Raw genomic sequence first — 13,118 nt, 5'->3', positions numbered from 1 at the left:
CGCGGCGGATCTGGCGCGCGCGGTGCGTGCACCGGGCGCCGCTCGGACATAGTCACCGATGTTCTCGGCTTTCGTAGGCAGAGCGTTCGCCGCATATTACGTCATCCGGGATGTGGTCGAGCATCGGTTCATGACACGCTATGATACCGGCGCCGCTGAATTGGCCTAACCGTTGGCGTCCGAAACGGCGAGCGGCCACCATGCCGTCGCATCGACGGCGGCTGCCGGGTGCGGCCGGAGCTAGCGGCACTCGCCCATGCGGTATCGGTGCCAATAGCTATCCCAGCGCGCCGCTGCACCTGCTGCGAGGATCGCGCACGACAGGCTTCGCCCATCTGGCAAAGTGCACCTGGCGACTACCCGCTGGTATGATCTGCCCACGGGTTGGCAGCTCATAGTCTTGTTGAGCGCTAGTCGCTCGACGATGCGCCGGCTGCGTTCCGCCTGCGCGTCCGAGCAGACGTAATTCGGTTTGGGCTTGCGGCATGGTTCGGCGTTCTCGAAGTCCGGCGCCTGGATGCCGGCGACGCGCACCTTCATCCCATTGCCGCACCACAAAGGTCCGTCCCCGTCGTGCACGCGGGTGACGAGGCAAAGGAAGCTGGCGGCGGCGATCATGATTTCAGTCTCTCGTCGTTGAACGGTAGGGCACTGGTCGAGCCGGTCATCGGAAGTCACGCGGCTTCACCTTGATGCCCTCCGTCGGTTCGCCGGGCACGATGCCGGACCCAAGCCGCAGATCGGGGATGTAGATGTCGCGTGCGCTCTTCCCCAGCGATCGTTCGGCGGGGTCGCGTGGGTCGGGCGACATCGGGGTCCTCACGACGTCCGCGCGGCTCACCCGGTATACGTCGGCGAGGTCGGCCCTGTTGCCGACGCTGGCGAGCATGGAGGAGAGATCGTCGAGCCGGTGCGCGATCAGGTGGATGACGTCGCCCTCGCGCTGCACCTGACCCCGGACGCCCATCATCGACGCGTTGAGCACGGTCCGCCGGTTGGCTTCGAACACCCTGGTCCACACCACGAGGTTCGCAACTTCGGTCTCGTCCTCAAGGGTGATGAACATGACGCCTTTGGCCGACCCCGGCTTCTGGCGGACCAGCACGATGCCTGCCAGCTCGACGTAGCGCCCGTCCTTGACGGTCTGCAGCGCGTCGCAGGTGATCATCCGCTGCCGCGTCAGCTCGTCGCGCAGGAACGCGACCGGATGCGCGCGCAGGCTGAGGCCGGACGCGCGGTAGTCCTCGACCACCTCCGCGCCTTCGCCCATCTCGGCGAGCGTCACGGTCGGCTCCACCGCCTCCCGCCGCCGCCTGCCGTCTCGTTCGTCGGCGGCGGCGAACAGCGGAAGGACGGCGTCACCAAGGCCCTTCACCTCCCAGAGGCCGGCCCGCCGGCTCGCGCCGAGCGAACCGAAGCCGTCGGCGTCGCCGATGCGGTCGAGCGCACCGCGTCCGACGCCCGCGCGACGCTGAATCTCCTCGACGCTGGCATAGGGCTGGTCGCCGCGTGCGCCGACGATGGCCGCGGCGTCGGTGTTCGAAAGGTCGCGCGCCATGCGCAGGCCGAGGCGGACGGCTTTGTAGCGGCCGTCGCTCGCCTCAAGCGTGCAGTCCCAGCGGCTGGAGTTCACGTCGATCGGTCGGATCTCCACGCCGTGCGCCCGGGCATCGCGCACGAGCTGGGCGGGCGCGTAGAAACCCATCGGCTGCGCGTTGAGCAATGCCGCGCAGAAGGCGTCGGGGTGGTGGCACTTCATCCAGCTGCTGGCGTATGCGATCAACGCGAAGCTGGCGGCGTGGCTCTCCGGGAAACCGTAGGAGCCGAACCCCTCGATCTGCTTGAACGTCTTCTCAGCGAACGCCCGCTCATAGCCCCGCGTGACCATTCCTTCGATCAGCTTGTCGCGGAAGTGGGACACGCCGCCGGTCAGCTTGAACGTTGCCATGGCGCGGCGGAGCAGATCGGCCTCGGAGGCGGTGAACCCGGCGCACTCGATCGCCACGCGCATCGCCTGCTCCTGGAACAAGGGCACGCCGAGCGTCTTCTCCAGCACTCGGCGCAGCTCGGGCGTCGGGTAGCTGACCTCCTCCTGGCCGTTGCGCCGCCGCCGGTAAGGATGGACCATGTCCCCTTGGATTGGGCCGGGCCGCACGATCGCGACCTGGATGACAAGGTCGTAGAACGTCCGCGGCGCCATGAGCGGGATCGAAGCCATCTGGGCGCGCGACTCGATCTGGAACACGCCCATCGTGTCGGCTTTGCGGATCATCGCGTAGGTCGCCGGATCCTCGTCCGGGATGGTCGCAAGGTCGAGCGTGACCCCCTTGTCCTTCTCGAGGAACTCGAAGGCGCGGCGCATGCACGACAGCATCCCGAGCGCGAGCACGTCCACCTTCATGAAGCCAAGCAGGTCGATGTCGTCCTTGTCCCACTCGATCACCTGGCGGTCCGCCATGGCCGCCGGCTCGATCGGCACGAGCTCGTCGAGGCGATCGCTGGTCAGGACGAACCCGCCCGGGTGTTGCGACAGGTGGCGCGGCGTGTTGATCAGTACCTTGGCCAGTTCCAGGGTCAGCATCAGGCGTCGGTCGCCGAGATCGAGGTTCAGCTCCTGGGCGTGCTTGATCTCCACGCCTTCCCGGCTCCAGCCCCACACGGACGACGCAAGCCCCTTGGTCATGTCGTCGGACAGGCCGAGCGCCTTGCCGACCTCGTGCACCGCGCCGCGCGCGCGGTAGCGCGTCACCACGGCCGTCAGCGCGCTGTGGTTGCGGCCGTAGGTCTCGTAGATCCACTGGATCACCTCCTCGCGCCGCTCGTGTTCGAAGTCGACGTCGATGTCGGGTGGCTCACGGCGCTCGGCCGAGACGAATCGCTCGAACAGCAGTTCGGAGCGGACCGGATCAATTGAAGTGATGCCAAGGACATAACAGACTGCAGAATTGGCAGCCGATCCCCGTCCTTGGCACAGGATGTCTCGGCTGCGCGCGAACGCGACGATCGAATGGACAGTCAAAAAGTAGGGCGCGTAGTCGAGCTGAGCGATTAGGCGCAGTTCGTGCTCGAGCTGTTCCCGCACCCTGCCGCCGATCCCCTCGGGATAGCGGTCGGGCGCCTTCTCCCAGATCAGGCGCTCAAGCTCCTGCTGCGGCGTCCGGCCGGGCACGCGGATCTCGTTGGGATACTGGTAGTCGAGGTCCTTAAGGCTGAACCTGCACAGAGCCGCGATCTCCACGCTGCGCGACACCGGCGTCGTGTCCTTCAGGTAGCGGCGGAACAGCCGGTGCATCTCGGCGGCATGCTTGAGGTGGCGGTCGGCGAACCGCTCGCGCCGGTCGCCCAGGGCGTCGATGGTGCACTTCTCGCGGATGCACGTCACGACGTCCTGCAGCAGCCGCCGGTCCGGCGAATGGTAGAGGACATCGCCGGTGGCCACGGTCGGCACGCGCGCCGCAGCGGCGATCCCCGCCATGTCGCGCAACCGCACTGCGTCCCGCGGATGCCGGCGGATCGACAGGGCGAGATGGGCGCGGTCGTCGAAGATGCGCTTCGTCCGGGCCAACGCGGCTTCGGTCGTGGCGTCGGCCCGATCCGGGCTGAGGATGGCAATGATGCCTTCGTTCCATTCCTCGACGTCGGTCCAATCGAGGTGGCACGCGCCCTTGCCGGCCCGAGCCTTGCCGACGCTCAGCAGCCGGCACATCCGACCGTAGGCGGCGCGGTCCGTCGGATAGAGCAGGAGTGCAGTGCCGTCGGTCAGGTCGAGGCGGCAGCCGGTGATGGCCCTAACGCCGGTCGTCTTCTCGGCATCCCAGGCGCGCACGATCCCCGCCACCGAATTGCGGTCGACGACGCCTAGTGCGGGGAGGCCGAGCAGCGCCGCGGCGGCGAACAGCTCCTCGGGAGACGACGCTCCGCGCAGGAAGCTGAAATGCGTCGTCACCTGGAGCTCGACGTAGCCCCCGCCGTCACTAGCTCGGTCTGGGCGGGTCATGCGAACGCGCCATGGATGAACCAGCGCATCGATCCGCTCGCCGCGTTCTCGCCGTCGCCGAGGCGGAAGATCCAGTAGCGCCCGCCATCAGTCGTCTCGACCTGGAAGTAGTCCCGCACGGTATAGGGACGCTCGGCCTCGACGCCGGCATCGCGCCACCATTCACCGTGAATCCGTTCCGGCCCGTCGGCCTGGGTAACCCGGTGGCGCTCCCGCCGCCAGATGAACATGGCGGGCGGGTGGTCGGGCAGCATCGCGGTGACGTCGATCGGTTCGGGCGCGCTCAGCATGCGGCACGGACGCGGCAGGTCGACGTTCCAGCCACCGTCGCCGACGGCGGACAAAGCGGGCGCCGGCGCCACGGATCGTTCGGGCATCGCGCTGGGCACGGATGCCGCGCGGTAGAGCTGGAGATGCCCGAAACGGTTGGCGAGCGTATCGACCAGCCCAGATAGGTCGGGACCGCGCCGAGTGAGGTCGGCCAGGCCTTCGCCTTGGTGGCCGCCGAGAGCCTCCACGAGCGGCGCGACCAGCGTCATCGCCTCGATCCCGAGCCCGGGATCGATCGTCTCGATCTTCGTGGCGAGCAGCTTGGCCATGTGGGCCGCGTCACGGGTGGGCGCGGCGGTCCCCACGCGGATCGCCTGGTTGTGCCCGTCAACGCGGTGGAAGTGGCAGTCGAGCCGTCGGGCGCCCTTTCCGATGCCGGTCAGCTGCCGTGCGATGTCCGCCGTGAGGTCGGCGATGACCTGCGCGAACGCCTCCGCGGTGGCGAGCGGTTCCATGAACCCGAGCCGGGTGCGAGGCTGCTCCTCGGGGAATATCGGCTCGACGGGCTCCGGTACGTGCCCAAGCGCCTGGTCGATGCGGCGATGTAGGGCGCGGCCGAACCTCTTAGCCAACGGACCACGCGGAGTGCCGAGCAGCTGCTCGATGCGGTCGAAGCCGAGCTTGTGTAGCCCCTCCACAACCTCGGGGTTGAGCCGCAGCGCGGCGATCGGCATCAACGCAAGCGCTTTGCGGTGGTCGCCGGGTTCGATCGTGACCGGCCGGCCCGCGGGAACGTGCCGGGCGACCGCATGCGCGCAACCGGCGGTATCGGCAATGGCGATCTGCACCGAGAGGCCGAACGCCGCGATACGGCGATGCAGGTCCTTGACCATAGCTCGTTCGTTGCCAAACTGCGCCGTGCAGCCGGTCACGTCCAGCCACAGGCCATCCGGTGGATCGGGCGCGACGATCGGGGAGTAGCGCTGGCTGGTCCAAAGCGAGAGGCGTCGCAACCCTTGAGCGTCGGCGTCGGGGTCCGCGTCGACCACGTCGAGTTCCTGCGTGAACAACCGCGCCTTGGTGACGGTCATGCCGGGCCTGATCCCGAGAGTGCGGGCGTTCGCGTCTACTGCGGCGACGACGCGCCGTCCGTGGTCCGGGATCGCGGTGACGAGCGGTGCGGCGGGGGCGCCGCCGCTGTCATGCGGCGGCTTGGCGGTCGTCCGCCGCAGCCGGTCGGTCGACCAGTGCGGCAGATAGACCGATACGACCCTGCGCATCGCATCCCTCCACTATCCAGTTGCAAGGGTTACCGCCCCGCACGCGTTCGAGCGCTACGTGCCAGCGTGGCCGAGCCAGGCTCGGTATGCCGAGCGTCTCGCTGGGTGCCGCGGCAATGCGCCAGCGCGTGACCGCGGCGGTCCCCTCCGCGCCGGCGTCGGGCCTGGACGCGCGGCGAAAAACGAAGGCGCTGACGCCGGAGCTCTCGGCCGCCAGCTGCAGGCGTTTGGAGGCCGTCGTCGAATATCTGCCGACCTCGCCCACCACACCGGCGATTCCGCGGTACCGAAGGCACTCCTCCATCGCCAGCAGGACGTTCGCGTCGTTGCCGGCCTCGACGTAGATCACCCGGTCGGGGTGCAGGCCCGCCAGCTGGAGCGCGGGCGCGAACAGGTCGCGCCAGCGCAGGCACCAGAGCACCGGCCCGTCGATCCGAGCCAGGATGCCGGCGAGGAAGATCGTGGCGCTGGCGTCGTCGGCCAGGCGCGGACTGCCGGCGACCTCGTGCAGCGCGCCCGAGGCAAGTCCGCCGCCGGGGAGCCGGTCGTCGAGGCAGTCGACCTCGAACGGGACGACCGCGTGGCGTACGCCCGCGCTCTCCATTTCGGCGATGCGGGCCTTCAGTTCGGCTATGACGGCGACGTGGTGCATGACGCTCAACAGACTCGGAAACGGATGATTCGTTCCGTGTTTGTTCCCGTCATCGGGTGCAGTCAATTGGCCCGTGGGCCCTCTGGTTCGTCAGAACGCCGCTCTCGGCGAGGAATCCGCCATTCCTATGCGGAAAAGAATTATGCCAAGCACGTGTCGGCCAGCGTAGCCGCACGAGGTCGCGGATGCGGTAGCTGCTCGTCGTTCGTCCCAAGTGTTCCGCCTCACCGGTGTCCTAGCCAATGCTGCTGGCAGGGGCCTCGGGCTTTCGACGTCGTCGTAATACCTTGGTTCTGCCCTGCCCGCAGCGCTCGTTGGCGACTGCGAGCGGCCAGAGTAGGAGACGACCAGGGCCAGGCACGCCCAGCGATGGAGGTTCCGATGTCCGACGACTACGCCCATGGCCAACGCGACGGGTTGCGCCTCGCCTTGGCGGTGCTTGCTGCGGAAGAGGCGAAATGGTCTGCGCTGCTTGGCGAGGCAGCGTCATGGCGAACCAACGTGACCCGAGAGGTGCGGCACAAGACCCTGCAGGTCGCTCAGAAGCGCGTCCAGACGGTGCTGAACCGCCTTACGCCCAAAGGCGACAGGTCAATGGACCCCGAGGTGGCGGCGGCGCTGGAGAAGGCGGGGCTCTGATTCGCGTTCGAGATCATTGGCGCGCGGCGTCTATGCGACAATCCTGGTGACCTCGGAGGGGCGGACCTCGTGCTCCAGCTGCTCCATCCGACACTGCGCGGTCGCCTTGTCAGGCCGCCACCGCACGAGCTTGGTTCCATGGCGGAACCGGTTCTCCGTCACTTGGTCGTAGGTCACTTCGACGACGAGCTCCGGTCGCAGCGGGACCCAGTCGGCGGACCGGTTCGTGCTCCAGCGGCTCGGGCCGCCGGGAGTCTTGCCGTCGAACCCGACGCTACCCTTTAGCCCCTCAAGTCTTTCGGTGAGTTCAAATCGCTCCGCATTGGATATCGCCGAGGTGAATCCCACGTGATCGAGCTTGCCGTCGTCATTGTAGAGACCGAGCAGCAGCGATCCCACTTGGTTACCGCCGGTCTCGTAACGGAACCCCCCGACGACGCAATCGGCTGTTCGGTGCTGCTTGACCTTGAGCATCGCACGCTCACCCGGACGGTAGGTCATGTCGAGCCGCTTTGCGATGACGCCGTCCAGCGCGCCGCCGCTCTGGCCAAGCCAAGATGCCGCCTTGTCGGGGTCCGTCGAGGCCGGCGAGAGCAGTACGGCGGGATCGTCCTCAGTGCAGACCAGGCGCTCCAATACCGCACGCCGCTCGACCAGGGGCCGATCGATCATCGCCGTCCCGTCGAACTGCAGACAGTCGAACAGCATCAGCTGTGCAGGCGTTTCGAGGGATAGCTTGGCAATGCGGCTCTCCGCTGGGTGAAGCCTTGCCTGGAGCGCTGCGAACGACAGAACGTCGCCGATCGGGATGATCAGTTCTCCATCCAGTACGAAGCGGTCGGCCGACATGCCAGCGACCAGAGCCACGACTTCGGGAAAGAAGCGCGCGAGCGACTTGCCCGATTTGGACATCAGCTCGACGTCTGCGCCGTCACGGAACGCCAGGCAGCGGAACCCGTCCCACTTCGGCTCGAACTGCCAGCCGGCGTCGGTCGGCAGGGCGACGGCAAGTTTGGCTTCCATGGGCGACAGCTGGGCGGGATCGATCATATGAGTCATGCGCCTGGAACGCATGGGTGGTGAAAACGAACGCACCTTACGGCTGCAGTGGCACCCGAACCTCGGGAGATCAGCTCTCGTCTAGCGGACGGCGAAAGCGGTTGGCCGCCGCGTCGGGCGAGCGCTACGCCGCGGGTGCGTCTTCCTGCCGAGTTCCCGGCGCTCATCCCGGCGCCGTCGGTAATCGCGCGTACGCGAGCCTCGCTCCCGCTAGCCTTTGCCAATCTCGCGCCAACTCTTCTCTGTCACGTCGACGTCGAACTTTTTCGCTGCCGTCTTGATCCGCTTCCATGCGGCATCGCGTTCTTCATCGGTGACGTCCTTGACCTGATTGAAGCGCGCGATGGCGTTTCGCACGTGGCTTGCATTCTCGAGCGGCTCCTTGCGCTGCTTGGTGAAGGCAAAGGATCCCTTGCTCAGTTCGTTGCGATCCTCGCTGCTGAGCTTTGTCATGGTCGTCTCCCTAACTGACCGGATCTCAACGCTCATCGGGGGCCGGTTGCTCCAGCTCGGCAAGACGGTCGAGCAGCGGCGATTGGCTGATCAGCATGTAGTGGCGCGCGTCGTCGAGGCTGAACCACCGCGCTTCATCTATCTCCGGCACCGTCATCTTTCGGCCGCTGCGTGGAGGCCAGGCAATCTCGACCGTATTGCTGACAATCGCGGATGGGTCGACGTCGCGTTCGACGGCATAGGCAATGACCGTTTCCCCTCCCGCTTGCCGTATTTCGCCGAGCGGTGAGAGCGGCTCGGACACGTCGATTCCGAGCTCCTCGGCCACCTCGCGTCGTGCCGCCGTCTCGTCATTCTCGCCGGGCTCAATCATCCCTTTCGGCATTTGCCAGGCGCCAACGTCCTTGTTCCGCCAGAACGGCCCGCCGGGATGGACGAGCAACACGTCGAACACGCTTCCTGCGCGGCGGTAGAAGAGGATGCCGGCACTGCGCGCCGGCATCATGAACGCTTCGCGCGTTTCGCCTTGCTGTCGGCAAGTTCGATCCACACCGGCGCATGGTCGCTGGTCTTCTCCCACCCACGCACGTCGCGATCGACTTGTGCGTCAACCAGTCGGTCGGCGAGCGCCGGGCTGAGCAGCAGATGGTCGATGCGCAGGCCCGCGTTGCGGCCATAGGCGTTCCGGAAGTAGTCGAAGAACGTGTAGATGGTCTCGTCGGGGTGAATCGTGCGCAAAGCATCTGTCCAACCCTGCGCGGTCAAGCGGAAGAAGGCGTCGCGCACCTCGGGCGCGAACAGTGCATCGTTGACCCAGCGCTCGGGTTTGTAGACGTCCCGTTCCGTCGGCATGACGTTGAAGTCCCCGGCGAGCATTACGGGCAGGCCGGACTCGAGCAGACCGGCGGCATGGTCGATCAGCTTGTCGAACCAGCGGAGCTTGTAGTCGAACTTGGGGCCGGGGCGGGGGTTGCCGTTGGGCAGATAGAGCCCACCGATCAGGATGCCGTTCACCGCCGCCTCGATGTAGCGGCTCTGCGCGGGATCCGGATCCTCGGGCAGGCCGCGGCGCGTCTCGTGGATCTCGCCGACGCGGCTGAGCATCGCGACGCCGTTCCAGCTCTTCTGGCCGTGCCAGATCGCGTCGTATCCCAGATCGCGGATCGCAGCTTCGGGGAACTTGTCCTGCGGCGCCTTGAGCTCCTGCAGGACGACGACGTCCGGCTGGCTTTCGGTCAGCCAGCGCAGCAGCACGGGCAGCCGGCCGTTCACTCCGTTCACGTTGTAAGTGGCGATCTTCATGCGGGCGTTCTCACAGGGCCGGCAGCGTCTGGTCGGCGCGTCCCCAGCCGGCAAGCGCCTTCGACTCGGCGCGCTTCACCAGCTCGGCGGCGTCCCCGATGTGGTAGTGGTTCGGGGCGTCGATAGTCTCCATCTCCTTCCAGGTGATCGGCGCGGCCACTGGCGCCTCAGGTCTGGCGCGCACCGCGTACGGCATGACCGCGGTCGCGCCGCGCTGGTTGCGCAGATAATCGACGAAGATGCGGCCCTTGCGCTGCGCCTTGGGCAGCGCGGCGGTGAAGTTCTCGGGATCGCTCTGCGCTACCGCGCGCGCTAGGCGGTGCGCGAAGTCCTTCACCTCCGGCCATTCGGCCCGGGGCACCAGCGGCGCGATCACATGCACGCCCTTGCCGCCGGTGACCATCGGGAACGTCTCGAGCCCGATCTGCTTCAGGATGTCGCGGAAATGGAACGCGGCCTCGCGCACCGCTTCAAAGTCCAGCCCCTCGTCGGGGTCGAGGTCGAATACCAGACGGTCTGCCTTCTCGACGTCCTCGATGCGGGCTCCCCAGCCATGGAACTCGATCGTGCCCATCTGCACGCAGGTGAGCAGGCCGTCCGCGGTGTCGACGAACAGATAGGGTTCCTCATGGCCGTCCTTCTCGAGGATGCCGACGTGCTTGACGGTGTCGCCAAAGCTCCCGGCGTCGTGCTTCTGGAAGAAGCATTTCTTCGCGCGCCCCTGCGGACAGCGCACCAGGCTGATCGGGCGACTGCCGACCCATGGCAGCATGACGGGCGCGACGGCGGCGTAATAGTCGGCAAGCTGGCCCTTCGTGATGCTCGATTCCGGGAAGATCACGCGCTCCGGGTTGCTGACCTTGACCTTGCTGACGGCCGGCGCGGCAATCTCGGCGACCGGCGCCTCCTTCTCCAGCACCACGGCCTCAGCCTTCTTGTCCTCCCGCAGACCCAGATAGCTCGGGTGGCGAAGCGTGCCTTCGTTCGTCATCTCGGTGTAGGCGATCTCCGCGACGAGGACCGGCTTCAGCCAATGCGCGCCTCTCACTTCGGCGCGAGGCGCCTTCACCGTCGGGGCGTCCTGGGCGAGCGGGATCATCCGCTCCATCAGGCGCATGATCTCGTCCATGCCGAACCCGGTTCCAACCTTGCCCGCGTAGCGCAGGACGCCGCCGTCGTGGATGCCGAGGATCAGCGAGCGGAATGCGCGCGATTTGTCCGAAGGCATCCATCCGACGACCACGAACTCCTGCCGCTTGATGCATTTCGTCTTCAGCCAGCCGCCCGAACGCGCGCCGACGTAGCGCGCGTCCGCCTTCTTTGAGATCACGCCCTCCAGCCCCGCGTCGCAGAAGCCGTGGAGCAGACCTTCGCCGTTCCCGAGGATGTGATCGGAATAGCGGATTCGCGATCTGCCCTCCGGTAGAATTTCGCGTAGCTTCGCCTTACGCTCAGTGAGCGGCAGGCCAGTCAGGTCTTCGCCGTCGAGCTCCAGCAGGTCGAAGGCGACGAAATCAATGCTGGCGGGCGCCCCCTTCAAGGCGTTCTGCAGGGCCTGAAAGTTCGAGCGGCCGTGCTCGTCCATGACCACGGCCTCACCGTCGAGCAGGGCGGAACGGACGTCGAGCGTCACCGCCTCGGCGACGATGCCGGCGAACTTATCCGACCAGTCTAGACCTGAGCGCGTGTAGGCGCGCGCGGTTCCGGCACCGACGGCCAGTTCCAGCCTGTAGCCGTCATACTTCATCTCGTGCAGCCAGCGGTCGCCGGACGGCACGCTGTCGACCAGCAGCGCAAGTTGGAGCGGTCGAAACGGTGGCGGGGCCAGCGCTGACGCAGTCGCCGCGCGGGGCGTGCCTTTCGATGTCTTGGATCTGCTCGTCGAGACTTTGCCTGTCATCCGACATAGACTCGCATTGGGGCGGACTCGTTCCACCGCGGCGGAGCCGTCTGATCGCCCCCCCGGCTCCGGTCGGCGTGATGGCAACAACCCGGGGGGACCTGCGTTAAGGCGAATGGATCAAAGGAGAAATAGGATGGCCGACGACAAGACCGCGCGCGGGCCGCAGGATGCCTCGCGCATCGCGATGGGCGAGGATTACGAAGTGACGTACTGGACCGGCAAATTCGGGGTCAGCCGCGACGAGTTGAAGAAGGCGGTGGAAGCGGTTGGCAGCAGTGCCGCGGCGGTCGAGAAGCACCTTAAGGGCTGAACCAAAGGCTTTCTCTTTGCGCGGCGGGAAGAGGAGACTGATGTTCCCGCGTGACTGCCGGCCAACTCGAAGATGCGCTCATCGCCCGCCCGACCGCAATTCGGGCGATACTGGCCGCGGTTGGCGCATTGCGCTGTGTCCCGTCAAGGTCTGCGACGCCTTCACGCATCCGCACTGCAACTGAGAGGTCGAGCCGCCGGGCACGCTTCCGGCCAATCCGTTCTAGGCACGGGCAATTTGGGGACGGTGGGCGATGACCCTACCACATTGGCTCAGTTTTTCCGCTGTTTATAAGGCTTTCCGATACAGCCAACTGGCCAAGTGCCCCGCGCATGCCCCCGGCAAATATCCGCTCCTGCCAGACCGTCTCTGAAGCTTTTAAAGGTTTGGCAGCGCGGGTCGTTGGCGCACGACGCCCCTATCGCTTATGCGAGACCGCGACGTTCCAATGCGGGACAAGCCAAGCGGCGCACCCTTTTGGTGGAGCGAGCAAAGATTGAGGAACTGGTTGGGTCGCTGTCTAGAGGCGCTGCACACTCATTCCACCATAGATACCTATTTGGGGGCGCATGGTCGACCGAAGTCGAGACAATTTGTTGCGCTTTACTGAAATGACTTTGCGAACGAAGATATCCAGCGCCGGATTGACGCCGGCAGTTTCCTCGGCCGATTCAACTCAGTGCGGGGTTGGTCGCTTGGTACGAGAGCGATATAGATCGCGGGGTAAGCGACCCGATGGGATGGCACCAGGAACCGTATGAGCAGTGACACCGCGGCCCTATGGGCCGACGCGATGATCTATCTTGAGATACACGGTGAGGACTGGCAGGACCGCGCCGGAACGCACGCGAAGCTCCTGGCTTCACGGCGAGATTACAAAGGCATTCGGCGGTGGCAGCAGATCATCGACCTGCTGACCGAGATCCACCAACAGCGGACGCAACACTAGATCCGCAGGAGCAAGCATGATCGAGGATCCTGACAACCAACATGTTTGGCCTATGCTCAGCGTCCACCTCGCCGGGCTAGCGATGACGGTCATGGGTGCCGTCGGCCTTTATGGCACGGTCGTGAACGGGATGCGGGTCCGCGACCGAACCTCGGGTGGCTATTGGTCGCCGTTCGAAACCCTACAATTGGAGTGCGGTCTATTTGCCGGCGGCGTTTTGCTAGCCTGGCTCGGGCAAAGGCGGCCGAGCGCTTAGCCGGCAGCGCGATCACTACGCACCCCTGTCGGTTTATCGCAATCAACT

13 protein-coding genes are annotated in these 13,118 nt (G+C 66.2%); 4 read left to right on the top strand and 9 right to left on the bottom strand.

The window, feature by feature from the left end; translation table 11 throughout:
- Positions 1-240 precede the first annotated feature (240 nt).
- From U1739_RS18770 to U1739_RS18755, 4 genes are read right to left on the bottom strand one after another with little or no spacing between them, the layout of a single operon-like run.
- Positions 241-618 (bottom strand): thermonuclease family protein, encoded by a 378-nt coding sequence (locus U1739_RS18770; protein ID WP_332710127.1) that lies wholly within the window; start codon positions 616-618, stop codon positions 241-243.
- A 46-nt stretch (positions 619-664) separates the two neighbouring features.
- Positions 665-3,997 (bottom strand): error-prone DNA polymerase, encoded by a 3,333-nt coding sequence (locus U1739_RS18765; RefSeq protein ID WP_332710126.1) that lies wholly within the window; start codon positions 3,995-3,997, stop codon positions 665-667.
- The gene (locus tag U1739_RS18760; RefSeq protein ID WP_332710125.1) at positions 3,994-5,547 is read right to left on the bottom strand and encodes a DUF6504 family protein; all 1,554 of its coding nucleotides are present in this window, start codon (positions 5,545-5,547) and stop codon (positions 3,994-3,996) included. Before U1739_RS18760 ends, U1739_RS18765 begins: the two co-directional genes overlap by 4 nt.
- The gene (locus U1739_RS18755; protein ID WP_332710148.1) at positions 5,468-6,199 is read right to left on the bottom strand and encodes an ImuA family protein; all 732 of its coding nucleotides are present in this window, start codon (positions 6,197-6,199) and stop codon (positions 5,468-5,470) included. The genes U1739_RS18760 and U1739_RS18755 overlap by 80 nt, the downstream gene beginning before the upstream one ends.
- 381 nt (positions 6,200-6,580) lie before the next feature.
- Between U1739_RS18755 and U1739_RS18750 the strand changes: the two genes are divergently transcribed.
- Positions 6,581-6,838: a hypothetical protein gene (locus tag U1739_RS18750; protein ID WP_332710124.1), complete on the top strand. Its 258-nt coding sequence runs from the start codon at positions 6,581-6,583 to the stop codon at positions 6,836-6,838.
- A 30-nt stretch (positions 6,839-6,868) separates the two neighbouring features.
- Here U1739_RS18750 and U1739_RS18745 read toward each other — a convergent pair whose 3' ends face one another.
- The 5 genes from U1739_RS18745 to ligD all read right to left on the bottom strand — a co-directional run bounded on the left by U1739_RS18745 (position 6,869) and on the right by ligD (position 11,552).
- The gene (locus U1739_RS18745) at positions 6,869-7,888 is read right to left on the bottom strand and encodes an ATP-dependent DNA ligase (RefSeq protein WP_332710123.1); all 1,020 of its coding nucleotides are present in this window, start codon (positions 7,886-7,888) and stop codon (positions 6,869-6,871) included.
- A 219-nt stretch (positions 7,889-8,107) separates the two neighbouring features.
- Positions 8,108-8,350, bottom strand: a complete 243-nt coding sequence (locus tag U1739_RS18740) for a DUF6582 domain-containing protein (RefSeq protein ID WP_332710122.1) — start codon at positions 8,348-8,350, stop codon at positions 8,108-8,110.
- A gap of 25 nt (positions 8,351-8,375) precedes the next feature.
- A complete protein-coding gene (locus tag U1739_RS18735) occupies positions 8,376-8,855 on the bottom strand; it encodes an NUDIX hydrolase (RefSeq protein ID WP_332710121.1) in 480 nt (159 codons plus the stop codon).
- Positions 8,852-9,652: an exodeoxyribonuclease III gene (gene xth / locus U1739_RS18730; protein ID WP_332710120.1), complete on the bottom strand. Its 801-nt coding sequence runs from the start codon at positions 9,650-9,652 to the stop codon at positions 8,852-8,854. Before xth ends, U1739_RS18735 begins: the two co-directional genes overlap by 4 nt.
- A 10-nt stretch (positions 9,653-9,662) precedes the next feature.
- Positions 9,663-11,552 carry a DNA ligase D gene (ligD, locus tag U1739_RS18725; protein WP_332710119.1) on the bottom strand — a complete coding sequence of 630 codons (1,890 nt, stop codon included), beginning with the start codon at positions 11,550-11,552 and terminating at the stop codon, positions 9,663-9,665.
- 136 nt (positions 11,553-11,688) lie between these two features.
- Between ligD and U1739_RS18720 the strand changes: the two genes are divergently transcribed.
- The 3 genes from U1739_RS18720 (at position 11,689) to U1739_RS18715 (ending at position 12,814) form a co-directional block, all read left to right on the top strand.
- A complete protein-coding gene (locus tag U1739_RS18720; RefSeq protein WP_332710118.1) occupies positions 11,689-11,865 on the top strand; it encodes a DUF3606 domain-containing protein in 177 nt (58 codons plus the stop codon).
- 669 nt (positions 11,866-12,534) lie between these two features.
- Positions 12,535-12,633 carry a hypothetical protein gene (locus tag U1739_RS21290; protein WP_443025610.1) on the top strand — a complete coding sequence of 33 codons (99 nt, stop codon included), beginning with the start codon at positions 12,535-12,537 and terminating at the stop codon, positions 12,631-12,633.
- On the top strand, positions 12,623-12,814 hold the full coding sequence (locus U1739_RS18715) for a hypothetical protein (protein ID WP_332710117.1): 192 nt from the start codon (positions 12,623-12,625) through the stop codon (positions 12,812-12,814). Before U1739_RS21290 ends, U1739_RS18715 begins: the two co-directional genes overlap by 11 nt.
- Positions 12,815-13,118 lie beyond the last annotated feature (304 nt).

This window comes from Parasphingomonas puruogangriensis, from assembly GCF_036663635.1.
In the GTDB taxonomy this organism is placed as follows: domain Bacteria; phylum Pseudomonadota; class Alphaproteobacteria; order Sphingomonadales; family Sphingomonadaceae; genus Sphingomonas.
The sequence above is the reverse complement of the archived record's forward strand: the minus strand, read 5'-3'. Positions and strand labels throughout refer to the sequence as shown.